The 24,399-nt window shown below is 59.5% G+C and carries 21 protein-coding genes and 2 tRNA genes; 22 read left to right on the top strand and 1 reads right to left on the bottom strand.

Annotated features, from left to right (window positions below; translation table 11 throughout):
- The first annotated feature begins 25 nt into the window (after window positions 1-25).
- The 20 genes from JZX88_RS15250 (at window position 26) to JZX88_RS15155 (ending at window position 21,824) form a co-directional block, all read left to right on the top strand.
- Window positions 26-604, top strand: a complete 579-nt coding sequence (locus JZX88_RS15250; protein ID WP_206914246.1) for a DinB family protein — start codon at window positions 26-28, stop codon at window positions 602-604.
- On the top strand, window positions 604-1,131 hold the full coding sequence (locus JZX88_RS15245; RefSeq protein WP_174034675.1) for an NUDIX hydrolase: 528 nt from the start codon (window positions 604-606) through the stop codon (window positions 1,129-1,131). The genes JZX88_RS15250 and JZX88_RS15245 overlap by 1 nt, the downstream gene beginning before the upstream one ends.
- Window positions 1,128-1,664, top strand: coding sequence for an NUDIX hydrolase (locus JZX88_RS15240; protein WP_174031843.1), 537 nt, complete (start codon window positions 1,128-1,130; stop codon window positions 1,662-1,664). Before JZX88_RS15245 ends, JZX88_RS15240 begins: the two co-directional genes overlap by 4 nt.
- Complete coding sequence (gene ybgC, locus JZX88_RS15235; protein WP_080829202.1) at window positions 1,661-2,101, top strand: tol-pal system-associated acyl-CoA thioesterase; 441 nt, start codon at window positions 1,661-1,663, stop codon at window positions 2,099-2,101. The genes JZX88_RS15240 and ybgC overlap by 4 nt, the downstream gene beginning before the upstream one ends.
- Before the next feature lie 261 nt (window positions 2,102-2,362).
- Window positions 2,363-3,082 carry a protein TolQ gene (gene tolQ / locus JZX88_RS15230; RefSeq protein WP_003497570.1) on the top strand — a complete coding sequence of 240 codons (720 nt, stop codon included), beginning with the start codon at window positions 2,363-2,365 and terminating at the stop codon, window positions 3,080-3,082.
- A gap of 58 nt (window positions 3,083-3,140) precedes the next feature.
- Window positions 3,141-3,602 carry a protein TolR gene (gene tolR, locus JZX88_RS15225; protein WP_004445732.1) on the top strand — a complete coding sequence of 154 codons (462 nt, stop codon included), beginning with the start codon at window positions 3,141-3,143 and terminating at the stop codon, window positions 3,600-3,602.
- Between the two features lie 9 nt (window positions 3,603-3,611).
- A complete protein-coding gene (locus JZX88_RS15220) occupies window positions 3,612-4,781 on the top strand; it encodes a hypothetical protein (RefSeq protein ID WP_065117405.1) in 1,170 nt (389 codons plus the stop codon).
- 20 nt (window positions 4,782-4,801) lie between these two features.
- Window positions 4,802-6,109, top strand: coding sequence for a Tol-Pal system beta propeller repeat protein TolB (gene tolB / locus JZX88_RS15215; RefSeq protein WP_065117462.1), 1,308 nt, complete (start codon window positions 4,802-4,804; stop codon window positions 6,107-6,109).
- Window positions 6,110-6,318: 209 nt separating this feature from the next.
- The gene (gene pal / locus JZX88_RS15210; protein WP_065117406.1) at window positions 6,319-6,849 is read left to right on the top strand and encodes a peptidoglycan-associated lipoprotein Pal; all 531 of its coding nucleotides are present in this window, start codon (window positions 6,319-6,321) and stop codon (window positions 6,847-6,849) included.
- A 158-nt stretch (window positions 6,850-7,007) separates the two neighbouring features.
- Entirely contained in the window at window positions 7,008-8,021 is a 1,014-nt protein-coding gene (gene ybgF, locus JZX88_RS15205; protein ID WP_206914067.1) for a tol-pal system protein YbgF, read from the top strand.
- A gap of 30 nt (window positions 8,022-8,051) precedes the next feature.
- The gene (tilS, locus tag JZX88_RS15200; RefSeq protein WP_206914066.1) at window positions 8,052-9,389 is read left to right on the top strand and encodes a tRNA lysidine(34) synthetase TilS; all 1,338 of its coding nucleotides are present in this window, start codon (window positions 8,052-8,054) and stop codon (window positions 9,387-9,389) included.
- Between the two features lie 154 nt (window positions 9,390-9,543).
- Window positions 9,544-11,508 carry an ATP-dependent zinc metalloprotease FtsH gene (gene ftsH / locus JZX88_RS15195; protein ID WP_110758059.1) on the top strand — a complete coding sequence of 655 codons (1,965 nt, stop codon included), beginning with the start codon at window positions 9,544-9,546 and terminating at the stop codon, window positions 11,506-11,508.
- Between the two features lie 190 nt (window positions 11,509-11,698).
- Window positions 11,699-13,051 (top strand): phosphoglucosamine mutase, encoded by a 1,353-nt coding sequence (gene glmM, locus JZX88_RS15190; protein ID WP_065117409.1) that lies wholly within the window; start codon window positions 11,699-11,701, stop codon window positions 13,049-13,051.
- 181 nt (window positions 13,052-13,232) lie between these two features.
- Window positions 13,233-14,078, top strand: a complete 846-nt coding sequence (locus JZX88_RS15185) for an outer membrane protein (RefSeq protein ID WP_110758055.1) — start codon at window positions 13,233-13,235, stop codon at window positions 14,076-14,078.
- 212 nt (window positions 14,079-14,290) lie between these two features.
- Window positions 14,291-15,469: a phosphoserine transaminase gene (locus JZX88_RS15180; RefSeq protein WP_065117411.1), complete on the top strand. Its 1,179-nt coding sequence runs from the start codon at window positions 14,291-14,293 to the stop codon at window positions 15,467-15,469.
- Between the two features lie 82 nt (window positions 15,470-15,551).
- Window positions 15,552-17,147 carry a phosphoglycerate dehydrogenase gene (gene serA, locus JZX88_RS15175; protein ID WP_065117412.1) on the top strand — a complete coding sequence of 532 codons (1,596 nt, stop codon included), beginning with the start codon at window positions 15,552-15,554 and terminating at the stop codon, window positions 17,145-17,147.
- Between the two features lie 226 nt (window positions 17,148-17,373).
- A complete protein-coding gene (locus tag JZX88_RS15170; protein WP_065117413.1) occupies window positions 17,374-18,450 on the top strand; it encodes a Tim44 domain-containing protein in 1,077 nt (358 codons plus the stop codon).
- 456 nt (window positions 18,451-18,906) lie between these two features.
- Window positions 18,907-20,097, top strand: a complete 1,191-nt coding sequence (locus tag JZX88_RS15165) for an OpgC family protein (RefSeq protein WP_065117414.1) — start codon at window positions 18,907-18,909, stop codon at window positions 20,095-20,097.
- A 206-nt stretch (window positions 20,098-20,303) separates the two neighbouring features.
- A complete protein-coding gene (gene mnmA, locus JZX88_RS15160) occupies window positions 20,304-21,500 on the top strand; it encodes a tRNA 2-thiouridine(34) synthase MnmA (RefSeq protein ID WP_142856269.1) in 1,197 nt (398 codons plus the stop codon).
- A 247-nt stretch (window positions 21,501-21,747) separates the two neighbouring features.
- Window positions 21,748-21,824, top strand: a tRNA-Met gene (locus JZX88_RS15155).
- A gap of 663 nt (window positions 21,825-22,487) precedes the next feature.
- On the opposite strand, the gene JZX88_RS15150 is transcribed toward JZX88_RS15155, so the two are convergent.
- Window positions 22,488-22,562 (bottom strand) — tRNA-Gly (locus tag JZX88_RS15150).
- 257 nt (window positions 22,563-22,819) lie between these two features.
- On the opposite strand from JZX88_RS15150, the gene JZX88_RS15145 reads away from it, so the two are divergent.
- Together JZX88_RS15145 and trxA are read left to right on the top strand one after the other, a co-directional pair.
- Window positions 22,820-23,329: a prolyl-tRNA synthetase associated domain-containing protein gene (locus JZX88_RS15145; RefSeq protein ID WP_065117416.1), complete on the top strand. Its 510-nt coding sequence runs from the start codon at window positions 22,820-22,822 to the stop codon at window positions 23,327-23,329.
- 54 nt (window positions 23,330-23,383) lie between these two features.
- Window positions 23,384-24,352: a thioredoxin gene (gene trxA, locus JZX88_RS15140; RefSeq protein WP_206914065.1), complete on the top strand. Its 969-nt coding sequence runs from the start codon at window positions 23,384-23,386 to the stop codon at window positions 24,350-24,352.
- Window positions 24,353-24,399: the final 47 nt, after the last annotated feature.

Below are 24,399 nucleotides of genomic sequence, written 5' to 3'. Positions count from 1 at the left end.
ATCCGGTACTCAAGGAGGGATGCCGATGCCTTACGATCCACTGCGGGTTTTCCGCAAACTCGCACGTAACAACCGGCTGGCCAATTTTCGACTGCATCAGGCCTGTCTTCAGCTGTCACAGGAAGCGTTCGTTGCCCGTCGTGCCAGCTTTTTTCCTACCCTCAGGGCAACGCTGAACCACATCTATATCGTAGACCGTTTTTATATCGATGCCCTTTGGGGTGGAACGCTCGGTCTTGCTGCTTTCGTCGAAGAGGAACCCTTTCCCGCCATGCAGGCGCTGCAAGGCGCCCAGACGGAGCTTGACGAAACGTTGATCGCGTTTGTCGACGGCTTGGATGAAGACGGCCTCGCGGCCATCGTCAATATCCATCGCGGCACGCGCATCCAGCAGGATCGCTGCGACGATATCCTCTCCCATCTCTTCCAGCATCAGACGCATCATCGCGGGCAGGCGCATGCCATGCTGTCCGGCACGGCGATAAAGCCGCCACAACTGGATGAATTCATCGTGGGAGATGATGCAAAGGCGAGAAAAGAAGAGATGGATGCGTTAGGGTGGACGGAAGATGATTTGATGTTTCCAGCCCACAGGCCAGCATGATGACGCATGATAACAAAAGCCAGGACACCCGCATCCGCATGAAATTCAAGCCGAAGCGCATCTTCCAGATGCGCGTTGCGGGTCTGGCGTTTCGTGATGGCCATGTGCTGGTGCACCGGGCGTCGCATGAAAAATTCTGGACCTTTCCGGGCGGTCGCGCCGAAATGGGCGAACGCTCCGAGGAAACGCTGGCGCGTGAGATGGTGGAGGAGCTTGGCGTCGAGGCCAAGGTCGGGCGGCTGCTCTGGGCGGTCGAAAATTTCTTCCATTATGAAGGCAAGGACTGGCACGAACTCGGCTTTTATTACCTGATGGACCTGCCGGAGACGCTGGCCTTTCATCCGACCGACATCATTCACCGCGTTCAGGATGGCGACAACAAACTGGAATTCCGCTGGGTTGCGGCAACGCGTGAGGCGTTGACGGAACTGGATATTCCGCCCTATTTCATCGCCGACGAAATAGAACACCTGCCGCAGACCACAAGACACCTCGTCTGGCATGACGGCGATCTGGACGATAAATGACTTTTGCCCCCGAACGCCACATGATCCGGCTGGACCGCAAGCCGCAGCTTTTCAGCATGCGCGTGGCGGCGTTGATCTTCCAGAATGGCCATGTTCTCGTTCAGCGCGGCACAAAGGACAGTTACTGGGCCCTGCCGGGCGGAAGGGCGGAAATCGGCGAAAGCTCGGAGGAAACCATCATCCGCGAAATCGGCGAGGAGCTTGAGCGAGATTGTTCGGTCGAACGCCTTTTATGGTCCGCCGAGAATTTTTTTGCTTACGGCGATTATGCCGCGCATGAGCTGGCGTTTTATTATCTGGTGTCGCTTCATCAGCCGTTTCCCTTTCATGAAAGCGACATCGTTCACCGGGTGCTGGACGGTGTCGAGGTGGAGTTCCGCTGGTTGCGCGCGCAATCCTCCACTCTGCTGGAGCACGATCTCAGGCCTCGTTTTATTGCAGACCGCATTGAGGTGCTGCCGCCGCGCCATGAGCATCTCATCGTCCGCGAAGGTGGCATCGATGCGGACGCACTTACCAAGGAGACATTATGAGCGAGCTTGTGGTTCCGCTTTCCGGCGAACTCATCGAACATGGGCACCGCCTGACACAGCGCGTCTATTACGAGGACACGGATTTTTCCGGTCTCGTGTATCATGCGCGCTACCTGCATTTCCTTGAGCGCGGCCGTACCGATTACCTGCGTTGCCTCGGCTGCGAGCAGAGCGCGCTTTTGACCGCTGACGAGGAGGGCCTTGTCTTCGTCGTTCATCGCATGGAGATCGATTTCAAGACCCCGGCGCGGATGGATGATGTGCTGACAATCACCACTGTGACCGAAAAGGCCGGCGGCGCGAAAATGGTGCTCAACCAGGAAATCCGGCGTGGCGAAACACTGCTTGTCGCCGCCAAGGTCATCATCGCCGTCATCAATGCCAATGGCCGGCCAAGGCGTCTTCCGGAGACGGTGGCGGAAAAATTCCTGAAGTAAATGGCGGCCGGGTTCAGTAAATCCACCCGGCGTGCCCCGGCTGTAACACTCCTTTAACCATAATGGTGTCTTACTTTAGCAACTGGCATTTGTGCGGCGCACGCCTTCCTTTCACCAAATTTATTGGCAAGTAAGGCTTACTGGCAAGTATCGGGGTATGGCAAAGGGGTTAACGGCTGCGGCCGCATGACTTCGAGCGTTAACACGCGTTTGAATCGCCCGGTCCCGTACCGGGCGTTTGGATTCGGGGATTGGATATTTATGGAACAGGCAGGTTTGGCAGCGGCGACGCACGATGTAAGTCTCTGGGCACTGTTTATGCAGGCGGGCCTCATCGTGAAGCTCGTGATGATCGGACTTATCGCCGCCTCGGTCTGGACGTGGGCGATCGTCTTTGACAAATATGTGAGCTTCGGCAAGGCAAAGCGGCAGTTCGACCAGTTCGAACAGGTGTTCTGGTCGGGCCAGTCGCTCGAGGAGCTTTATCGCACGCTGGCGGAACGCCAGAATGGCGGTCTTGCGGCTATTTTCGTTTCCGCCATGCGGGAATGGAAAAAATCATTCGAGCGCGGCGCGCGTTCGCCCATCGGTCTGCAGATGCGCATCGACCGGGCAATGGACGTGACGATTGCGCGTGAAGGCGAACAATACGAGGCCCGCCTCGGTTCGCTCGCCACCATCGGTTCGGCCGGTCCCTTCATCGGCCTTTTCGGCACGGTTGTCGGTATCATGACCTCGTTCCAGGCGATTGCCGGTTCGAAGTCGACCAACCTCGCGGTCGTGGCGCCGGGTATCGCCGAAGCGCTTCTGGCAACGGCCATCGGCCTCGTCGCGGCTATTCCGGCGGTTATCGCCTACAACAAGTTCACGGCCGACGCGCACAAGCTTTCCGCCCGTATGGAAGGTTTCGCCGACGAGTTCTCCGCGATCCTATCGCGCCAGATCGATGAAAAACTTCAGACACGGCAGGCCGCCCAGTAAACGGCCCGGTATGCATGCTGTGCAGTAATTTGCCGCAAGGCAAAATGGAGTAAATGATATGGGTATGTCAGCAGGTGGCAGCGGCGGCGGTTCCGGTGGACGCCGGGGTGGGCGCGGCGGACGGCGCAGGGGCGGCGCGATCAGCGAGATCAACGTGACGCCGCTGGTCGACGTCATGCTTGTGCTGCTCATCATCTTCATGGTGGCCGCGCCGATGATGACGGTCGGCGTGCCGATCGATCTGCCGCAGACCTCCGCCAATGCGCTGAATTCGGACACGCAGCCGATCACGATTTCCGTCAATGCCAATGGCCAGATCCATTTGCAGGAAACCGAAATCCAGGCGGCTGAAGTGGCCGACAAGCTGCAGGCGATTGCCACGACTGGTTATAACGAGCGCATTTTCGTGCGTGCGGATTCCGTTGCCGCCTACGGCGTCGTTGCCGATGTGATGGCGCGCATCCAGGCGGCGGGCTTCAAGAATATCGGCCTTGTGACCCAGCAGAAACAGGACAATTGACGTAAAACGATGAAGGGCAGCCTTACCACATCCGCGATCGTGCACGCGTCGCTTCTGGCCTTTGCCCTTGTTTCCCTGGGCTCGCCGGAACCGCTCGACGTGTCGCAGGCCGAAGCCCTGCCTGTGGAACTGGTGCCGATCGAGGAATTGACCCAGATCCAGCAGGGCGACAAGAACGCTCCGAAGGCCGAAAAATCGGCTCCTGTTCCGACCACACGTCCCGATATCATCGAAAACGCCCAGAATATCGGTAATAACACGGCCGATATAGAAGCGCCGCCGACGCCGACGACAAAGCCCAATGACAATATCAGCGCCGCTGCCCCGCCAAAGCAGGAAAAGCCGCAGCCGGTCGTCGATACCAAGGCGAATGAAGTAAAGGAAATCGTCAAGGAAGAAACCTCGGCTCCCAAGCCGCAGGAAATGGCCGCCTTGCCGCAGACCAAGCCGGAAATCGCGCCGCAGCCGAAGACGGAACCGCCGCCGCAGGAAACCAAGGCGGAAGAACCGCCGCCGGCCACGCAAGAGCCGGCCGAAATCCCCGTGCCGCAGAACGTGCCGCGCCCGAACTCCCGCCCCGAGCCGCCGAAGCCGGAAGAGCCGAAGCAGGCAGAAACCAAGCCTGCAGAGCAGAAGCCCGCTGAAAAGCCGGCCGAGACCAAGCCCGATCAGGCAAAGTCCACCGACAAACCTTCTGACAAGAAGCCGGGTGAGAAGAAGCAGGAGACGGCGAAATCCGCTTCGTCCAAGGAAAGCGACTTCAACGCCGACGATATCGCCGCGCTTTTGAACAAGCAGGCGCCCTCCGGTGGCGGGGCGAAGCGGTCGACGCAGACGGCGTCGCTTGGCGGCAAGAAAACAACGGGCGGCTCTACGCTCAGCCAGACGGAGATGGATGCGCTGCGTGGCGCGATCCAGAAGAACTGGCAGATCATTCCCGGCATGGCGGATGCCTCGGACGTTCGCGTCCGGGTGACCATGAAGCTCGACCGTGATGGTTCCATCATCGGTCGGCCCGAGATCGAGGCCACGGGCGGTTCCGAAGGAACGCGCCGTGCTCTTTCCGGCGGAGCCTATCGCGCCATCATGCGTTCTGCTCCGTTCACGAACCTTCCTGCCGACAAATATGATGCATGGAACGAAGTCGTCGTGAACTTCGATCCCAGTGAATTGCTATGAATGCTGAAAGGCCTGGCAACATGAAGATATTTTCGCCGATCCGGCTGGTGCTCGCTGTCGCGGCCCTCATGTCGGTTTTCTCCGCACCGGCTTTTGCGCGGGTGGAAATCAACATCAACAAGGGCAATGTCGAGCCGCTGCCCATCGCCATCACCGACTTCATGTCGAGCGACGGCATCGGCGCGCAGGTTTCCGCGGTCATCGCCGCCGACCTGCAGCGTTCCGGTCTCTTCGCGCCGGTCAATAAAAGCGCCTTTATCGAAAAGATCAGCAATCCGGATCAGCAGCCGCGTTTCGAGGACTGGAAGGTCATCAACGCCCAGGCGCTCGTGACCGGTCGTGTGACGCGCGAAAGCGATGGCCGCCTGCGCGCCGAATTCCGCCTGTGGGATACGTTCGCCAACCAGCAGATGACCGGCCAGCAGTTCTTTACCCAGCCGGAAAACTGGCGCCGTGTCGCCCATATCATCGCCGATGCCATCTATGAGCGTATCACCGGTGAAAAGGGCTACTTCGACACCCGTGTCGTTTTCGTCTCCGAAAGCGGCCCGAAGACGGCCCGCAAGCGCCAGCTGTCGATCATGGACCAGGACGGTTTCAACGTCCGCAACCTCACCAATTCGAACGACATCGTTCTGACGCCGCGTTTCTCGCCGAACCGCCAGGAAGTGACCTACATGTCCTTCGAAGGCCAGCAGCCGCGCGTTTACCTGCTGCAGCTGGAAACCGGACAGCGCGAAGTGGTCGGCAATTTCCCCGGCATGACCTTCTCGCCGCGCTTCTCTCCGGATGGCCAGAAGGTCATCATGAGCTTGCAGCAGGATGGCAACGCCAATATCTACACGATGGACCTGCGCTCTCGCACCACGACGCGGCTGACGAACACGTCGGCCATCGATACGGCGCCGTCTTATTCGCCGGACGGGCAGCGTGTCGCCTTTGAAAGCGACCGCGGCGGCCGCCAGCAGATTTACGTCATGAATGCCGATGGCTCCGGCCAGCAGCGTGTTTCCTTCGGCGATGGTTCCTATTCCACGCCGGTCTGGTCGCCGCGCGGCGATCTGATCGCCTTCACCAAGCAATCGGGCGGCAAGTTCTCGATCGGCGTGATGAAGACCGACGGTTCGGGCGAACGCATCCTGACCAGTGGCTTCCACAATGAAGGCCCGACCTGGGCGCCGAATGGCCGGGTGCTGATGTTCTTCCGCCAGAACGCCGGTGCCGGCGGTCCGCAGCTCTATTCGATCGACCTGACGGGCTATAACGAACAGCTCATCAAGACGCCGACCTTCGCTTCGGATCCGGCATGGTCGCCGCTTCTGGACTGATATGACTGCCATGACGGCGCCGGTACGAACCGGCGCCGTCATGTTTTACGCATGCCATACGGGAAAGCGCCTCTTTCTTGCCGCAAAGTGTTGTGAGGGAGCAAAAAAGTGGGACATTTCCTTTCTGTTAACCATAAGCGTTTGCCGGCTATTAACTGCGATCCGTTAGTGTCTGGCAACGTTATTGAAATTCCAAGGAGAGACCGGCGATGAGCCGTACACATATTTCGGCACTCAGCCCCATGCAGAAACTGGCCCGTAACCCGGCTGTCATCGCCATGACGCTCGCGCTTGCCCTTGCAGGCTGCGCGAAGAAGAACATGCCGAACAACGCCGGTGAACTCGGCCTTGGTGGCGCGGGCTCCGCAACGCCGGGCTCCCAGCAGGACTTCACGGTAAACGTCGGCGACCGCATCTTCTTTGATACGGACTCGACCTCGATCCGCGCCGACGCCCAGCAGACCCTGCAGCGCCAGGCGCAATGGCTCGCCCGTTACCCGAACTACGCCATCACCGTTGAAGGCCATGCCGACGAGCGCGGCACGCGTGAATACAACCTGGCGCTCGGCGCCCGTCGTGCCGCTGCAACCCGCGACTTCCTGGCGTCCCAGGGCGTTCCGGCAAACCGCATGAAGACGATCTCCTACGGCAAGGAACGTCCGGTCGCCGTTTGCGACGACATTTCCTGCTGGTCGCAGAACCGCCGCGCCGTGACGGTTCTCGGTGGCGCGGGCATGTAATCGCCTGACGCATTTGTGAACGTGAATGAAAGGCGGTCTTCGGGCCGCCTTTTGTTTTTTTCATAGTTTGGCCGAAGTTAAGTTGCTTTTTCAGTTGATATGGAAAGAATCCGGCTTGCGTCATTCCGGCGCAAATCAGTTAAGGCAGGACGAATGAGATGAAGAAACTTGTCGTGGCGGGAATGCTGGGGCTTGCAGCCTGCACCGGCTTGAGCGGCATCGCCGTTTCGGGTCCGCTGTTCGGTGCGGGGGGTAGCTTCGGCACGATCAACTCTCAACAGGCCCCGGTCGTCCGGGTTCAGGCCAATGAAGCCTATCGGGTTCAGCAACTTGAAGAACAGATCCGGCAGCTCAATGGCCGTATCGAGGAAATGAGCTTCCAGCTTCTGCAGATGCAGGAAACGATCCGCAAGGCGCAGGAAGACAATGAATTCCGCTTCCAGGAACTGGAAAGCGGCAATGCCGGCGGCAAGGGCGCAAGCCCGACGACGCCGAAAAAGAAGGCGGAGGCCAGTCCGGCAAGTCCGGCCACGCCGCCGACCGACGACGTTGCAACCATCATCGAAACGCCACCCGAGGGTGGCGCTTCCGTTTCGCCGTCTGTTCCGTCCAATGCGCCGACAAGTGCTCCGGGAGAAACGACGCTCGGTTCCATCGAACTCGATTCCCGGGGAATGCCCGTTGGCGGCACTCTCAACCAGAACGCCAACAATTCGTCCGGCAGCCTTCCCGGTGTGACCACCGGTAACGGCACCCGCAAGACCGATCCGGTCAACACGGCGGCGCTGACCAGCGAAAGTGATATTTACCAGGCCGCTTATGGCCACGTCCTTTCCGGCGACTACAAGCTGGCGGAACAGGGTTTCCAGCAATATCTGCAGGGCTACCCCAAGGGCACCAAGGCAGCGGATGCGAGCTTCTGGCTGGGCGAGGCGCAATATTCGCAGGGCAAGTTCAACGAAGCCGCAAAAACCTTTCTGAACGGCCATCTGGCCTATGGCAAATCCCCCAAGGCTCCCGAAATGCTGATGAAGCTCGGCATGTCGCTTGCCGCTCTCGATAATACCGAAACCGCCTGCGCCACGCTGCGCGAGGTGCCGAAGCGTTATCCCAATGCTTCCAAGACCGTTTTGAACAAGGTTGCGAGTGAACAGAAGCGGCTGAGCTGCTGATCCCTTTCCTGCCATCGCGGCGGTGTTTCCATGCCGGTTGATGCCCGCATTCCAGACGAAATGACAGTTGCGCCGCTTCCGGCGGCAAGGTCCTTTGTCGCAACTCTCCGCAAACCTTCCCATATTCTCGTTGCAATTTCAGGCGGCAGCGATTCCACGGGCTTGTTGTTGGCACTGCATCAGGCAATTGCGGAGGCGGGCTGTGACCGACTGCGACTTTCCGCCGTCACCATCGACCACGCGCTGAGAGTGGAATCAGCCGCGGAGGCCCGCCAGGTCGCCGCGCTTTGCCTTGAACTCGGCGTTTCCCATGTTACGCGCCGGTGGGAGGGCGCCAAACCCGCTTCAGGTCTTTCCGAAGCCTCCCGCCTTGCCCGCTATCGTCTGATCGCCGAAGTTGCCGATGAGATCGGCGCCGACCTTGTGGTGACGGGGCACACGATCGGTGACCAGCGCGAAACCGTGGCGATGCGTGCCGCCCGGAACGCCGGAGGTGATAATCTCGGCCTTTCCGGCATGGCGGATGCGGTTCTATACGATGGCCGCCACTGGATCATGCGGCCGTTTCTTGCCTGTGAAAGACAGGCGATCCGCGATTACATACTGTCACGCTCGCAAAGCTGGGTGGACGATCCCAGCAATGAAAATACCGGGTACGAGCGCGTACGGGTAAGGCAGGCGCTTCCCGGTTCTGCTGCTTGTCTTGATGCGGAAGCTGCCGTCAAACGGCGGAAGCTCTCTGAAAAGACGGCCGATTTCCTGCGCGGGCATGTGCAGGTCTTCCATGCCGTGCTTGCCGGGATACCCGCGAATAGCGTGGCGCCTGATCGTTCCGAATTCAGGCATGGATTGGCGGCGCTCATCGCCACGCTGGGCGGACGGGCCTATTTTCCGGCTGCAAGCAGCATGGAACGGGTTCTGCGTTTTCTCAAAACCCGTGAAAACGGGCGGATGACGGTTGGCCGTGTTCTGCTCGACCGCCGATGCGACGGGCTTTATATTTTCCGTGAGCAGCGAAACCTGCCGGAGCTTCAGATTGAGGCGCATGGGCAGGGGCTTTGGGATGATCGCTTTCTTGTGAGAAACGGATCGGCGTTTCCAATCCTTGTCACGGCGGGCAGGGTAGACGATGCCCCGGGAGCGGAGGTGCTTTTTCCGTCCGCACCCGCCGGGGTGGCGAAACCGGCCATGGCTGGCCTGCCGCAAATCGCCGCAGCGGCCCCTTACGCAACATACCTGACAGAGGGCGTGAATATCAGGCCGAGGCTCGCACCATTCGATCTTTTTTTGCCGCGCTTCGACCTTGAGTTGGCAAATGCAATCGCTGTTTTGTGCGGGCGCGCCACATATCCACAGCCCCCGGTTTAAATCCGGCCTCTTTTTCGTGAATTGCCATGGAATAGTTTTTACACCAAAACGCATCAGATAACGCCCTTCGCCTTGGCAACGGCAGATGTCGTCCTTATGTTAGGGGCACGTAATAGCGGGCAGCAGACATGCCCGTGTGAGTTCGGGGAGTTCGATGAACCCAAATTTCAGAAATTTCGCCTTGTGGGCCGTGATCGCCCTCTTGCTGATCGCGTTGTTCAGCATGTTCCAGACGTCGCCGACGCAAACGGGTTCACGGGAAATTCCGTACTCCCAGTTTCTTCGCGATGTGGATTCCGGGCGAGTTCGCGACGTGACCGTCACCGGCAACCGGGTTCTCGGAACCTATACCGAAAACGGCACGGCCTTTCAGACCTATTCCCCCGTCATTGACGATAGCCTGATGGAGCGCTTGCAGAGCAAGAACGTGACCATCGTGGCGCGTCCCGAAAGCGACGGCTCCTCCGGTTTCCTGAGCTATCTCGGCACGCTTCTGCCGATGTTCCTCATCCTTGGCGTCTGGCTGTTCTTCATGCGGCAGATGCAGGGCGGCTCGCGTGGTGCGATGGGCTTTGGCAAGTCCAAGGCCAAGCTCCTGACGGAAGCCCATGGCCGCGTGACGTTTGACGATGTCGCCGGCGTGGACGAAGCCAAGCAGGACCTTGAGGAAATCGTTGAATTCCTGCGCGATCCGCAGAAATTCCAGCGCCTCGGCGGTAAAATTCCGCGTGGTGTGCTGCTCGTTGGCCCTCCGGGCACGGGTAAGACGCTGCTGGCGCGTTCCGTCGCTGGCGAAGCCAACGTGCCCTTCTTCACCATTTCCGGTTCGGATTTCGTGGAAATGTTCGTCGGCGTCGGCGCAAGCCGTGTGCGTGACATGTTCGAGCAGGCCAAGAAGAATGCGCCCTGCATCATCTTCATCGACGAAATCGATGCCGTCGGCCGCCATCGTGGCGCCGGTCTCGGCGGCGGTAACGACGAACGTGAACAGACGCTGAACCAGCTGCTGGTCGAAATGGACGGCTTCGAGGCGAATGAGGGCATCATCCTCATTGCCGCCACCAACCGTCCTGATGTTCTTGACCCCGCACTTCTGCGTCCCGGCCGCTTCGACCGTCAGGTCGTCGTGCCGAACCCTGACATCGTTGGCCGCGAGCGTATCCTCAAGGTGCATATCCGCAACGTGCCGCTGGCGCCCAACGTCGACCTCAAGGTTCTGGCCCGCGGCACTCCCGGTTTTTCGGGCGCCGATCTGATGAACCTCGTCAACGAAGCCGCCCTCATGGCCGCCCGCCGCAACAAGCGCGTGGTCACCATGCAGGAGTTCGAGGACGCCAAGGACAAGATCATGATGGGTGCGGAGCGCCGCTCCTCCGCCATGACCGAAGCCGAAAAGAAACTGACCGCCTATCACGAAGCCGGCCATGCCATCACCGCGCTGAAGGTTGCTGTGGCTGATCCGTTGCACAAGGCGACGATCATTCCGCGTGGCCGTGCGCTTGGCATGGTCATGCAGCTGCCGGAAGGCGACCGCTACTCCATGAGCTACAAGTGGATGGTGTCGCGTCTCGTGATCATGATGGGTGGACGCGTTGCCGAGGAACTGACCTTCGGCAAGGAGAACATCACCTCGGGCGCGTCTTCGGATATCGAGCAGGCCACCAAGCTTGCCCGTGCCATGGTCACGCAATGGGGCTTCTCCGATGCGCTCGGCCAGGTGTCCTATGGTGAAAACCAGCAGGAAGTCTTCCTTGGCCATTCCGTCTCGCAGTCGAAGAATGTCTCCGAGGCGACGGCCCAGACGATCGATACCGAAGTTCGCCGCCTGATCGATGAGGCTTATGCCGAGGCGCGCCGCATCCTGACGGAAAACCACGACGGTTTCGTTGCGATTGCCGAGGGCCTCCTTGAATACGAAACCCTGACGGGCGACGAGATCAAGGCTCTGCTGAAGGGCGAGAAGCCCGCCCGTGACCTGGGCGACGATTCTCCCGGCAGTCGCGGTTCGGCAGTGCCGAAGGCCGGCACCAAGAAGGATGGCCCGAGCGAAGCGAAGGGTGATGGCGAAGCCAAGGGCGACGGCGAGGCCGAAGGTGGCATGGAGCCGCAGCCGCACTGACCGTCAGCGCCGGGCGAGTGATTGTAAAAGGCCATCCGGTTCTCCGGATGGCCTTTTCAGTTTGGTAACAAGATATAAGCCATTTTTGCGGTAATTTACGTGCTGTTTATCGTGGTTTGTGGCATCTAGCCAAAAAACGCTTCCGGCTGTTTTCAGCTTTGCCGGAATGCCCAAGAGATTTGGAGTTCAAATGGCACGCCGTTATTTCGGTACCGATGGTATCCGTGGACAATCGAACGTCTTCCCGATGACACCAGACCTCGCAATGCGTGTGGGCATTGCGGTCGGGACGATTTTTCGCCGTGGTCACCATCGCCACCGCGTCGTAATCGGCAAGGATACGCGGCTTTCCGGCTATATGCTCGAAAACGCGCTGGTCGCCGGCTTCACCGCAGCCGGCCTCGATGTCTTCCTGCTCGGCCCCATTCCGACGCCGGCCGTCGCCATGCTGACCCGGTCGCTGCGCGCCGATATCGGCGTGATGATCTCGGCCTCGCACAACCCCTTTTCCGATAACGGCATCAAGCTTTTCGGACCGGACGGATACAAGCTTTCCGACGAGCTGGAACTGGAAATCGAGGATCTTCTCGACAAGGATATCTATGCGCAGCTTGCCAAGCCGAGCGAAATCGGCCGCGCCAAGCGCGTGGATGGCGACATCTATCGTTATATTGAATTCGTAAAACGCACCCTGCCGCGTGATGTGACGCTGAGCGGGCTGAGGATCGCCATCGACTGCGCCAATGGTGCCGCTTACAAGGTGGCGCCCGCTGCGCTCTGGGAACTGGGTGCGGAAGTTGTCACCATCGGGAATGAACCGAACGGCATCAATATCAATCTCGAATGTGGCTCCACCCACCCTGAAGCCCTGCAGAAGAAAGTGCATGAAGTGCGCGCCGATATCGGCATAGCGCTGGATGGTGATGCGGATCGCGTCATCATTGTCGACGAACGTGGCGAGATCGTCGATGGCGATCAACTGATGGCTGTCATTGCAGATAGCTGGGCGGCCGACAACACGCTGCGCGGCGGCGGCATTGTCGCGACCGTCATGTCCAATCTCGGGCTGGAGCGCTTCCTCGGTGACAAGGGCCTTACCCTTGCCCGCACCAAGGTCGGTGACCGTTATGTCGTCGAGCATATGCGCAACCATAATTTCAATGTCGGCGGTGAGCAGTCCGGCCATATCGTTCTGTCGGATTACGGTACCACAGGTGACGGTCTCGTCGCGGCCCTGCAGGTTCTCGCCAAGGTCAAGCGCTCCGGCCTCACGGTCAGCGAAGTGTGCCGCAAGTTCGAGCCGGTGCCGCAGCTTTTGAAGAACGTCCGCATCTCCGGCGGCAAGCCGCTGGAAAATCCGGTCGTGCAGCAGGCGATCGCGGATGCGGAAAGCGCATTGGCCAATAATGGCCGCCTCGTCATCCGTCCTTCCGGCACGGAGCCGCTGATCCGCGTCATGGCGGAGGGGGACGACAGCGCCAAGGTGGAGAAGATCGTCAACGATCTCGTCGGCGTTATCTCCAATGCCCGCTCGGCCGCGTGAGCAGCGCCAAATAGAATGGTCAAAAGCCGGCTTCCCAGCCGGCTTTTTCTTTGAGTATTTCCTAATAAATATAGTGAATGATCGTGGTTAATCGGGACTTAACCATTTTACGCCACTCTCCGTGACTGAACAGTTCACTGGCAGCTGCTGCAACGCATGTGCCTCTTCTGGAGTGGAAGTCATGAAAAACGCCCTGGCCGGATTTCTGGCCGTTCTGCTGACCGGCACAAGCGCCGTCGGCGCCGATCTTTATCAGGCCGAACCGGCGCCTGCCTATGTTGAGGCACCTGAAGTGCAGATCACCCAGGCAAGCGGCTGGTATCTTCGCGGCGACGTCGGTTATTCCTTCAACAAGCTGCGCGGCGCCCATTATTATCAGGGTGGGCCGGGTGGATATCTGCAGGATTTCGAAACTGCAAAGATCAAGGACAGCTACATCATCGGCGCCGGTGTCGGTTATCAGTTCAACAACTATTTCCGCAGTGACGTGACCTTCGACTACATGGGCAAGTCGGATTTCCGCGGCTCCACGGTGGGCGGCTGCGGCTCGGTCACCGGTCCCTGTGTCTCGACGGACCTTAGCTCGCTGCAAGCTTATACGCTGATGGCGAACGCCTATGTCGATCTCGGCACCTATGGCCGCGTTACGCCTTATGTCGGTGGCGGTATCGGCGGTTCCTACGTCAAGTGGGACAAGCTGCGCAATACCTCGTGCAGCACCAACGGTCTCGGCTGCGACCCGACCACGGAGCATGGCGGCAAGGGCAAATGGCGCTTCGCTTACGCCCTGATGGCCGGTGCGTCGATCGACGTTACCTGTAACCTGAAGGCCGATATCGGCTATCGTTTCCGCCACATCAACAAGGGCGACATGTTCGCCTATGAGAACGGCGGCGGTCCGGGTCGCGACAAGGGCCTTTATTCGCATGAAGTGCGTGTCGGCGGCCGTTATGTCTTCAACGGCTGCGATACGGCACAATACATGCCGCCTGCCGATATTCCGCTGCAGCCTGCCGTTTATAAATAAACGTCACGCCCCGCTGTTAGCTTCAGGCCGTCCGCATCCTTTGGGTGCGGGCGGTTTTGTTTTGCCGGTATCGGACACGGGGCATGACGCATATGGACCAAGATTCTTCTGCGTAGCGACATATTCCGCTTGACTGGGATCGGCGACAGGAATAGCAACGGCGTCAGGACACTCCACCCTAACGTGGAGCGCCTATCTGGAAGGGTAGTCAAATGACAGATATCGTGAAGCCGGACGTCCGTCCGGGCAATACGCATTTTTCCTCTGGTCCCTGCTCGAAGCGTCCCGGTTGGTCGCTGGAAGCTCTCTCCGATGCGCCGCTCGGTCGCTCGCATCGCGCCAAGGTTGGCAAAGCCAAGCTGAAGCAGGCCATCGATCTCACCCGTGAAATTCTTGCTGTTCCTGCTGATTATCGTATCGGCATCGTTCCCGCATCCGACACCGGCGCCGTTGAAATGGCGCTCTGGTCGCTGCTCGGTGAACGCGGCGTCGACATGCTCGCCTGGGAAAGCTTCGGCGCTGGCTGGGTCACCGACGTCGTCAAGCAGTTGAAGCTGAAGGACGTCCGCAAGTTCGAGGCTGATTACGGCCTGCTGCCGAACCTTGCCGAAGTCGATTTCGACCGTGACGTGGTCTTCACCTGGAACGGTACGACCTCTGGCGTTCGCGTTCCCAATGCCGATTTCATCCCTGCCGACCGCAAGGGCCTGACCATCTGCGACGCCACCTCGTCGGCCTTCGCACAGGATATGGACTTTACGAAACTCGACGTCGTCACCTTCTCCTGGCAGAAGGTTCTGGGCGGCGAGGGCGGCCATGGCGTCATCATTCTGTCGCCGCGCGCTGTCGAGCGTCTCTTGAGCTACGCGCCGGCATGGCCGCTGCCGAAAATCTTCCGCATGGTCTCCGGCGGCAAGCTGATCGAAGGCATTTTCACCGGCGAAACCATCAACACGCCGTCCATGCTCTGCGTTGAAGATTATATCGACGCGCTGCTGTGGGCGAAGAACCTCGGTGGCCTTAAGGCGCTGATCGGCCGTGCCGATGCCAATGCCAAGGTTATCTACGACTTCATCGAGAAGAACGACTGGATCGCCAACCTAGCCGTCAAGCCGGAAACCCGCTCCAACACCTCCGTCTGCCTGAAGATCGTCGATCCCGAAGTGCAGGCGCTGGATGCCGCCGCACAGGCCGATTTCGCCAAGGGCGTCGTCGCCCTGCTCGAAAAGGAAAATGTCGCCCTCGATATCGGCGCTTACCGTGACGCACCGTCCGGTCTGCGTATCTGGGCCGGCGCCACCATCGAGACGGCGGACATGGAAGCCGTCATGCCCTGGCTTGCCTGGGCCTACCAGACGCAGAAGGCAGCACTTTCCAAGGCTGCCGCCTGATTTTGATACCGGCCCTGCGCTGATGCAGGGCCGTATATTCCCCGCTTTCAAAACTGCACCGCTTTCAAGGAGCCCGTGAACCATGGCACCTCGCGTACTCGTATCCGACGAACTGTCGGAAACCGCCGTCCAGATCTTCCGCGATCGTGGCGTCGAAGTCGATTTCCAGCCGAAGCTCGGCAAGGACAAGGACAAGCTTGCCGAAATCATCGGCAATTACGATGGTCTTGCCATCCGTTCCGCCACCAAGGCGACCGAAAAGCTGATCGAGGCTGCGACCAACCTCAAGGTCATCGGCCGCGCTGGCATCGGCGTCGACAATGTCGATATTCCGGCCGCCTCGCGCCGCGGTATCATCGTCATGAACACGCCCTTCGGCAACTCCATCACGACAGCCGAACATGCGATTGCGCTGATGTTCGCCGTTGCGCGCCAGCTTCCGGCCGCCGACAGCTCCACGCAGGCCGGCAAGTGGGAAAAGTCGAAATTCATGGGTGTCGAGATCACCGGCAAGACGCTTGGCGTTATCGGCGCCGGCAATATCGGCTCCATCGTCTGCTCGCGTGCACTCGGCCTCAAGATGCATGTTCTGGCCTATGATCCCTTCCTGTCGCCCGAGCGTGCGCAGGAAATGGGCGTGACCAAGGTTGAACTGGACGAGTTGCTGGCGCAGGCGGATTTCATCACCCTGCACGTGCCGATGACTGACAAGACGCGCGGCATCCTCAATGCCGAAAACCTGGCCAAGACCAAGAAGGGCGTGCGTATCGTCAACTGCGCCCGCGGCGGTCTGGTGGATGAAGCGGCTCTTGCCGAAGCCATCAAGTCCGGCCATGTCGCCGGTGCCGGTTTTGACGTGTTCGAGGTCGAGCCTGCCACCGAAAGCCCGCTTTTCGGCCTGCCGAACGTCGTCTGCACACCGCATCTCGGTGCTTCGACCACGGAAGCACAGGAAAACGTCGCCCTTCAGGTTGCCGAGCAGATGTCGGACTACCTCGTCAAGGGTGCGGTTTCCAACGCCATCAACATGCCGTCGATCACGGCTGAGGAAGCACCGCGCCTGAAGCCGTTCATCCGTCTGGCGGATGTTCTCGGCTCCTTCGTCGGTCAGGTGCAGGAAAGCGCCACCAAGGAAATCGAAATCCTTTATGATGGCGCAACCGCCAGCATGAACACGAAGGCGTTGACCAGCGCCCTGCTGGCCGGCCTTATCCGCAGCCAGGTTGCGGATGTGAACATGGTTTCCGCCCCGGTCATGATCAAGGAAAAGGGCATCATCCTCTCCGAGGTCAAGCGCGACAAGACCGGCGTTTACGACGGCTACATCAAGCTGACGGTCAAGACGGAAAACCAGATCCGCTCGGTCGCCGGCACGGTGTTCTCGGATGGCAAGCCGCGCTTTATCCAGATCAAGAATATCAACATGGATGCCGATGTCGGATCGCACATGATCTACATCACCAATACCGACGTTCCCGGCATGATCGGCTTCATGGGCACCACGCTCGGGGAAGCGGGCGTCAACATCGCCAACTTCCAGCTTGGCCGTGAAAAGGAAGGCGGCGACGCCATCGCGCTTCTTTATGTGGATGGTCCGGTTTCCGAAAACGTGCTGGACAAGCTGCGCGCCAACCCGGCAATCCGCCAGGTCAAGCCGCTGACCTTCAACGTCGACTGATCTTATCGTTCCTCCCAAGGGGACAATAAGGCCCGGTGCAGGGGAGACCCTGCGCCGGGTTTTTTGGTTTTTCCAGCCACCGGTTTTACCGCAATGCCCGCCAGTCTCGCGTTTTGGTTGCATATCACAAAAAATTTAAGGCAGGTGCTCTAAAAATGATGATCATGAGTTGCTATATCGCCTGCTGACATGCCGCTCATGGGAGGGCGGCCAACAGGAGATAACGATGTTTGCTGCCTTTCGGCGCTTCAAGGGTTTGTTCGCAGTCGCCGCACTTGGTATCGCGGTGTCTTTCGTGGCGGTTGATATGGCAGAGGCACGCCGTGCGAGCGGTGGCTTCGGCAGCCGCGGCACGCGGACCTATTCCGCTCCGCCTTCGACCAGCACCGCACCCGGCCAGACCGCGCCGATCAACCGCAGCATGACGCCGAACACCAATCAGGCCGCGCCTGGCGCAGCCCAGCCGGCCCGTCCGGGCGCACAGGCGCCGCAGCAGAACCGCGGCCTGTTCGGCGGTATGATGGGTGGCTTGATGGGCGGCCTGTTGATGGGCGGTCTGTTCGGCATGCTCATGGGTGGCGGTTTTGGTGGTATGGCCGGTTTCTTCGGCATGCTGCTGCAGGTGGCGCTGATCGGCCTTCTGGTCATGCTCGCCATGCGTTTCTTCGCATCGCGCCGTCAGGGCCAGCCCGCTTATGGTGCGGCTGGCGGATCGCAGCGCACGGATCACTCCGGTTCGTCCTTTAATGGCGGCTCGCAGGCAGGCGCTTCCGCGTCTTCGTTCAAGATTCCGAAGATCGGCGCACTGGCGGGTGCTGCCGGTGGTGCGGCGGCGGCCACAGCCGCTGCGGCGAAGCCGGCTCCTCATGCCAATGCCATGTCGGAAGGTGATGAAATCGGTATCACCCAGGGTGACCTCGAAATCTTCCAGAAAATGCTGGAGGACGTGCAGGCTGCTTATGCCGCCGAGGATTATGGCACGTTGCGCAAGCTGACGACGCCGGAAGCCATGTCCTATCTGGCCGAGGAACTGAGCGACAACGCCACGAGCGGTGTGAAGAACGACGTGCGCGACGTGACGCTGCTGCAGGGCGATGTCGCGGAAGCCTGGCACGAAGAGGGGCAGGATTACGCAACGGTGGCAATGCGCTACTCCGCCATCGACGTGATGCGTGACCGTACCTCCGGCAAGGTGATCGAGGGTGACGAACAGCATCCGTCCGAAGCGGTGGAAATGTGGACCTTCGTGCGCCGCCCCGGCAATGACAACTGGCAGGTGGCCGCCATTCAGGCCGCGGCCTGAGACAACCGGACTGACCTTTATTGACGAAATAGCCCGGAGGTTTGATGACCTCCGGGCTTTCGTTTGTCAGCGCGGTTCGGTCATGGGTAAATGAAAGCGGATCAGCGGTGAAAAAAACGACTGATAAATCTAACGGGTGATATCTCTCGCCTCGAAAGATGATGATCCGTGCTTTGCCCTGCCATGCAGGGGTTTGCGCTCTTTTGCGGGAGGTATCCCGTCGGCGCATGGCTCGGATACTCCACCGAATTGCCTTTTTTCATTCATCCGACATTCAGTCCCGACGTCCTAACCACGGGGTATACACGTCAATGTGACTTTTCGCGCCGGTTCTAAACCGCTTTGGAAAGGGAACCTCAGGCGCAAAACAGCGTTGACAATCCAATCCCCGGCCCCTCCCAAGCCGGGCTGGGTGGCCGGGCAATGCAGGCCCTGCGAGAACGGAGAGCTATCGAGATGAAACGCTTTGACCTGATCGACGGGATGCGTGGTTACTTCCTCGTTTTCATGCTGATCAACCATCTGGTGTTTGCCGGCGGCTTCTGGCTGGTGGAGATCAATCACCGGCAGTTTGCCTTTGTCGAGGACGCGCAGGGCTTCGTGTTCCTGTCCGGCCTGCTGATCGGCATGGTCTATGCGCGCAAGATGATGAAATACGGCTATGATGCCGGCAAGCAGATGATCTGGAACCGGGCAATGGAGCTTTATCGCTATGCGATGGGTCTTGTCATCGCCGTGCTGTTCTTCCGCATGGTCATCCCGCATGCACCCTATATCTGGTACAACTGGCTGGGCATGACCTCGTTTGACGATCCCCTGCGTCTTGCCGCCATTGCGGCCTTCCTGTTCCAGCCGACTTTCATGGATATTCTGCCGCAATATATCGTCTACATGATCTTTGCGCCGGTGCTGGTGAAGCTCTGCCTGGATGGCAAGTGGGCCTATGTCATGGCCGGCTCCCTGCTGGTCTGGATGGCGGGCCAGCTTGGCCTGCAGCAGATCGTGACGGTCCCGCTCAACGAACTCGTCAAGGGTGCGGACGAGCAGGGTATCCGCGTCAGCTTCAACCTGCTCGGCTGGCAGCTGGTGTTCTATTCCGCGCTGGTGATGGGCGCGATGACGGCGCAGAACCGCATTCCGTGGAAGGCGATCTTCTCGCCTGAGCATACCTGGCTGCCGAAGGCGGCGCTCGTCATCTGCCTGTTCTTCATGCCGCTGCGCATCGCCACCGCCTGGGGCCTGATGCCGGAATTCATGATGGGCAAATTTTCCACCATGGAAATCCGCGCCGATTTCGGCCCGGTCTATCTCATCAACTTCCTCGCCGTCGGCGTTGGCCTGACATGGCTGGTGATAGCAGGGCCGAAGCACCACCGCCCGCTCGTGCGCTCCATTGCCGAAGGCGTCATCTGGGTGCTGTCGCTGAAGTTCCTGCAATTGCTCGGCCGCCATTCGCTGCAGGTCTATGTCTGGCACGTGGCGATCGTTTATGGCGTCTATTATCTGGATGGCCGCACGGCGGAGCTGTCGCAGCTCAATAAGACGCTGATTGCCTTCACCGCTATCGGATTGCTGGCCCTGCCAGCCCTGTGGCGGGAGCGCGACAGGTGGTTCGGCAGCAGCGGCCAGAAGACGGCCGGCGCCTGACGGCCGGTCCCAGCCCGAATCTGGTGGCTTTGCGGGGCGGTTTTCCGCCCCGTACTTGCGTGCGCGGCCATTCCTTTCTATATGCAGCCCTTAAATCCGCAGGATAGTGAGCCAGAACAGTCCGATTTTCGGCTGATGCCCGCGTTGCGGATGACCGACAGGCGGCGGGGCCTTTACCCCCGTTATGACTGACGATGGGAAAAAACGTGAATACGCTCGATTTTGACAAGAGGCCGGAAGATACCCGGATCGTTGTCGCCATGTCCGGTGGCGTCGATTCTTCCGTGGTGGCCGGTATCCTCAAGCGCGAGGGCTATGATGTCCTCGGCATTACGCTCCAGCTTTATGACCACGGCGCTGCCGTGCACCGCGCCGGCTCCTGTTGCGCGGGGCAGGATATCGACGATGCGCGCAGGGTCTGCGAAACGCTCGGTATTCCCCACTACGTGCTGGATTATGAAGCGCGGTTTCGTGAAACCGTCATCAATCCCTTTGCCGAAGCCTATGCGATGGGCGAAACGCCGATCCCCTGCGTGGCCTGCAACCAGACGGTAAAATTCGCCGATCTGCTTGCCACCGCGCAGGAACTGGGCGCCGATGCGCTGGCGACCGGCCATTACATCCGCTCGCGCCCCAATCCCGTTTCCGGCCAGCCGGGGCGGCGTGCGCTTTATCGGCCGATTGACAGCGACCGTGACCAGAGCTGGTTCCTGTTTGCAACCACGCAGGAGCAGATCGACTATCTGCGCTTTCCGCTTGGCGGCCTCTCCAAGGCCGAAACGCGGGCGCTGGCGGAAGATATGGGGCTTGTCGTGGCCAAAAAGGCCGACAGTCAGGACATCTGTTTCGTGCCGCAGGGCAAATATACCGATATCATCAACAAGCTGAAGCCGAATGCGGCTCTGGCGGGCGATATCGTGCATCTCGACGGGCGCGTGCTCGGCCGCCACGATGGCATCGTGCATTATACAATCGGCCAGCGCCGCGGTATTGGCGTTGCGACGGGCGAGCCGCTTTACGTGGTGCACCTCGATGCACGGGGGCGCCGGGTCATTGTCGGCCCGCGCGAGGCGCTGGAAACCCGCCGGGTCTATCTTCGTGACATGAACTGGCTGGGCGATGCCGAACTGGCGACTGACGCCGGCAAGGGCTTTGCCTGCTTTGCCAAGGTGCGCTCCACACGCCCACCGACGGAAGCGATGCTGCATGCCGACGAAAACGGCATCTATGTCGATCTGATGACCGGCGAGGCCGGTGTTGCCCCCGGCCAGGCCTGCGTGCTCTATTCCGCACCTGGTGCTGACGCCCGCGTCTGGGGCGGTGGCTTCATTGAACGTTCGGAACGTTCGGCGGAAGCGGAAGCTTCTCTCAAGGCGCTTCTGGAAAAGCCGGTCGCGGCCTGAACCACGCAGGTTTCGCCGCCGGATCATGGAGATTTCAGGTCCGTTCGGCCTGAAATCTCAAATGCGATCTCAATGAAAGAATGCGGGCGGGATTTCACACGAAAACCGCTCGCACGCCTTGTTATCCCCGCTCTCGTGGAAAGCGAATTTTTTGCGCATCTTGCGCTTGACACTTTGGGGAGCGGCACCTTATAAGCCGCACATCCTGATGGAGCGGCCAGTCACATGACTGTCACGTTTCCCCTGTGGCGGGGTAGCTCAGGTGGTTAGAGCAGCGGAATCATAATCCGCGTGTCGGGGGTTCAAGTCCCTCTCCCGCTACCATTTTCATCCAACATATCGAGAAAAACGGCGAGTGCCTGCCCGTGTCTTTGTGTGTCTGCGAAGGTACGCAAAAGCCTCTCGTGGCATCCCTGCGATTGGCGGTCGCCAAAAAAAGGGAAACCCGCTTACTGCCAAAATGCAGCCAGCGGGTCTCAACCTCTACCCCCTCCCACAAGGGCGGGTGAACAAAAGCACATTGATTGAATTATGGCAAGATCATGGCGAGCATATTGTTGCCGTGGACGGCTGCCTTCGCCAATTTAACGGCGAATAGCCGGGCCTGACGGGCTTTCCTGCGTTTCGGATGCCGCGCTGGCAGGAGGCGATGTTCCCAGAACAGCGCATTTCGGGCTGATTCGAACAGGTGTTTTCAGCCGCATTCGATTGAGACGTCGGTTTTGGTCGTGGGATGATGTACAGGAGACTGTGTTATTCTACACGGCGTTCGTTGCAAAAAAATGCCCGCTCAGGGCGGGCAATTCAGAGGGAACCGAGGTTGGGAGCCTCGCGTCTGAAACGGCCATTCATGATATAAGTTCCGCACGCGCGATAATTTCACGTCTGCTCTGCTGCAGGAGCGGTAGTGAGCGATGAAGTTTGCAAACGCGACACGATCCGCCATAAAAGGCGCGTGTCTTACTGGAAATCTGTTTCTGGAAAATTTGGAGCGGGCGAAGGGATTTGAACCCTCGACCCCAACCTTGGCAAGGTTGTGCTCTACCCCTGAGCTACACCCGCTCAAATCCACCGGTCCGGGGTAGTTCGCTGAACCGTGGTCCGCCGTGTTGCGGCGACGGGCGCTATATCGCTCAATCGATTTTGGAATGCAACAGGGAAATGACAAAAACGCGAAAATTTCTTTGAAAAATGCGACAAGCGGCGGAAATGATTGAGAGTTTTTCATCCTCCTGTTTTTTCGTGCGTTGCCAAGCGCCGGTTGCGCCCTTAATCAGGAATGTAGTGATATCGAAATCGGCAAAGGCGGGCGGCAGAATATGGCGGAGAATTCTCCCAAGACGGCAACGGATCTGTTCGGGTTTCTGGACGGGCTCGGCATTTCCCACACCACCAAACAGCATGAGCCGGTATTTACCGTCGCTGAATCCCAGTCGCTGCGCGATCTCATTCCCGGAGGTCACACGAAGAATCTTTTCGTGAAGGACAAAAAGGATCAATATTTCGTTCTGACTGTCGAGGAAAACGCGGTCGTTGATCTCAAGAGCGTTCACAAGACGATAGGTGCCGCAAGCCGCGTTTCTTTCGGCAGGCCGGAAAAAATGCTCGAATATCTGGGCGTGGTGCCGGGATCGGTGACGGTATTCGGTGCTATCAACGACACCGGCCGGCAGGTCACCTTCGTGCTTGATAGTGGCCTTCTGGAAAACGAACTGGTCAATGGCCATCCGCTTTCCAACGACCAGACCACGACGATCGCGTCGAAGGATCTTATTCGCTTTCTCGAGGCGACCGGACATGCGCCGCTTGTCTTGAAAGTCAGCGAGTGAGATACGATCTTTGCTTCAACCAAGACAATACGACAGAGATTACGGGAGACCGGCATGAGCGGCACGAACAATCCTTACGGCAGTTCCTATGGCGGACAGATGTCTGCGAGCGCGCAATATAGCGGGGATCTGAACGGTGCGGCCTCCGGTCACATCAAGGACACCACGACGGCTGCCTTCTCCAGGGATGTTCTCGAGGAATCGCGCCGCCAGCCGGTTCTGGTGGATTTCTGGGCGCCCTGGTGCGGTCCGTGCAAGCAGCTGACGCCGGTGCTGGAAAAGGTTGTCAATGAGGCGAATGGCCGTGTGAAGCTCGTGAAGCTGAACATCGACGATCACCCGTCCATTCCGGGCCAGCTCGGCATCCAGTCCATTCCCGCCATCGTCGCCTTTGCCGATGGCCGGCCGGTGGACGGTTTCATGGGCGCTGTGCCGGAAAGCCAGATCAAGCAGTTCATCGACAAGATTGCCGGGCCTGACGCGGGCGATCCGAAAGCCGAGATCGAGGCCATTCTGACCGAGGCGAAGCAGCTTCTGGCGGATGGCGATTTTAACGGCGCAGCACAGCTGTTCGGCGCCGTCATGCAGACCGATCCGGAAAATCCGGGGGCAATTGCCGGTATTGCCGAATGCATGATCGCTGCCGGTCAATATGAGCGGGCCAGCGAACTGCTCTCTTCCCTGCCTGCGGAACTGGGTGAAGATGCGGGTATTCAGCTCGTTTCGAAAAAGATCGCTCAATATGAGGAAGCCCGGAAGATCGGCGACCCGGTGGCGCTGGAAAGCGATCTGGCGCTCAATCCCGATCATCACGAGGCGCGGGTGAAGCTTGCCAAGGTGCTGAATGCACAGGGGCGGCGTGATGAGGCGGCGGACCATCTGCTCTACGTCATGCGCAAGGACCGGACCTTCGACGATGACGGCGCGCGCCGCCAGCTTCTGGAATTTTTCGAGGCCTGGGGCTTCAAGGATCCGGCAACCGTCGCTGGCCGCCGGAAGCTTTCGGCGATACTGTTTTCGTAATGCGGGCATATCCCGGCCATGGCGGTCGATCCGCCGGCCGGGCAGCA

Source organism: Agrobacterium sp. OT33, from assembly GCF_017313365.1.
GTDB classification, from domain to species: domain Bacteria; phylum Pseudomonadota; class Alphaproteobacteria; order Rhizobiales; family Rhizobiaceae; genus Agrobacterium; species Agrobacterium rhizogenes_A.
The sequence above is the reverse complement of the archived record's forward strand: the minus strand, read 5'-3'. Positions and strand labels throughout refer to the sequence as shown.

Excerpts from the sequence above, each read along its gene's own strand:
- JZX88_RS15250 (WP_206914246.1), top strand. The coding sequence starts at position 26 with ATGCCTTACGATCCACTGCGGGTTTTCCGCAAACTCGCACGTAACAAC.
- JZX88_RS15245 (WP_174034675.1), top strand. The coding sequence starts at position 604 with ATGACGCATGATAACAAAAGCCAGGACACCCGCATCCGCATGAAATTC.
- JZX88_RS15240 (WP_174031843.1), top strand. The coding sequence starts at position 1,128 with ATGACTTTTGCCCCCGAACGCCACATGATCCGGCTGGACCGCAAGCCG.
- ybgC (WP_080829202.1), top strand. The coding sequence starts at position 1,661 with ATGAGCGAGCTTGTGGTTCCGCTTTCCGGCGAACTCATCGAACATGGG.
- tolQ (WP_003497570.1), top strand. The coding sequence starts at position 2,363 with ATGGAACAGGCAGGTTTGGCAGCGGCGACGCACGATGTAAGTCTCTGG.
- tolR (WP_004445732.1), top strand. The coding sequence starts at position 3,141 with ATGGGTATGTCAGCAGGTGGCAGCGGCGGCGGTTCCGGTGGACGCCGG.
- JZX88_RS15220 (WP_065117405.1), top strand. The coding sequence starts at position 3,612 with ATGAAGGGCAGCCTTACCACATCCGCGATCGTGCACGCGTCGCTTCTG.
- tolB (WP_065117462.1), top strand. The coding sequence starts at position 4,802 with ATGAAGATATTTTCGCCGATCCGGCTGGTGCTCGCTGTCGCGGCCCTC.
- pal (WP_065117406.1), top strand. The coding sequence starts at position 6,319 with ATGAGCCGTACACATATTTCGGCACTCAGCCCCATGCAGAAACTGGCC.
- ybgF (WP_206914067.1), top strand. The coding sequence starts at position 7,008 with ATGAAGAAACTTGTCGTGGCGGGAATGCTGGGGCTTGCAGCCTGCACC.
- tilS (WP_206914066.1), top strand. The coding sequence starts at position 8,052 with ATGCCGGTTGATGCCCGCATTCCAGACGAAATGACAGTTGCGCCGCTT.
- ftsH (WP_110758059.1), top strand. The coding sequence starts at position 9,544 with ATGAACCCAAATTTCAGAAATTTCGCCTTGTGGGCCGTGATCGCCCTC.
- glmM (WP_065117409.1), top strand. The coding sequence starts at position 11,699 with ATGGCACGCCGTTATTTCGGTACCGATGGTATCCGTGGACAATCGAAC.
- JZX88_RS15185 (WP_110758055.1), top strand. The coding sequence starts at position 13,233 with ATGAAAAACGCCCTGGCCGGATTTCTGGCCGTTCTGCTGACCGGCACA.
- JZX88_RS15180 (WP_065117411.1), top strand. The coding sequence starts at position 14,291 with ATGACAGATATCGTGAAGCCGGACGTCCGTCCGGGCAATACGCATTTT.
- serA (WP_065117412.1), top strand. The coding sequence starts at position 15,552 with ATGGCACCTCGCGTACTCGTATCCGACGAACTGTCGGAAACCGCCGTC.
- JZX88_RS15170 (WP_065117413.1), top strand. The coding sequence starts at position 17,374 with ATGTTTGCTGCCTTTCGGCGCTTCAAGGGTTTGTTCGCAGTCGCCGCA.
- JZX88_RS15165 (WP_065117414.1), top strand. The coding sequence starts at position 18,907 with ATGAAACGCTTTGACCTGATCGACGGGATGCGTGGTTACTTCCTCGTT.
- JZX88_RS15145 (WP_065117416.1), top strand. The coding sequence starts at position 22,820 with ATGGCGGAGAATTCTCCCAAGACGGCAACGGATCTGTTCGGGTTTCTG.
- trxA (WP_206914065.1), top strand. The coding sequence starts at position 23,384 with ATGAGCGGCACGAACAATCCTTACGGCAGTTCCTATGGCGGACAGATG.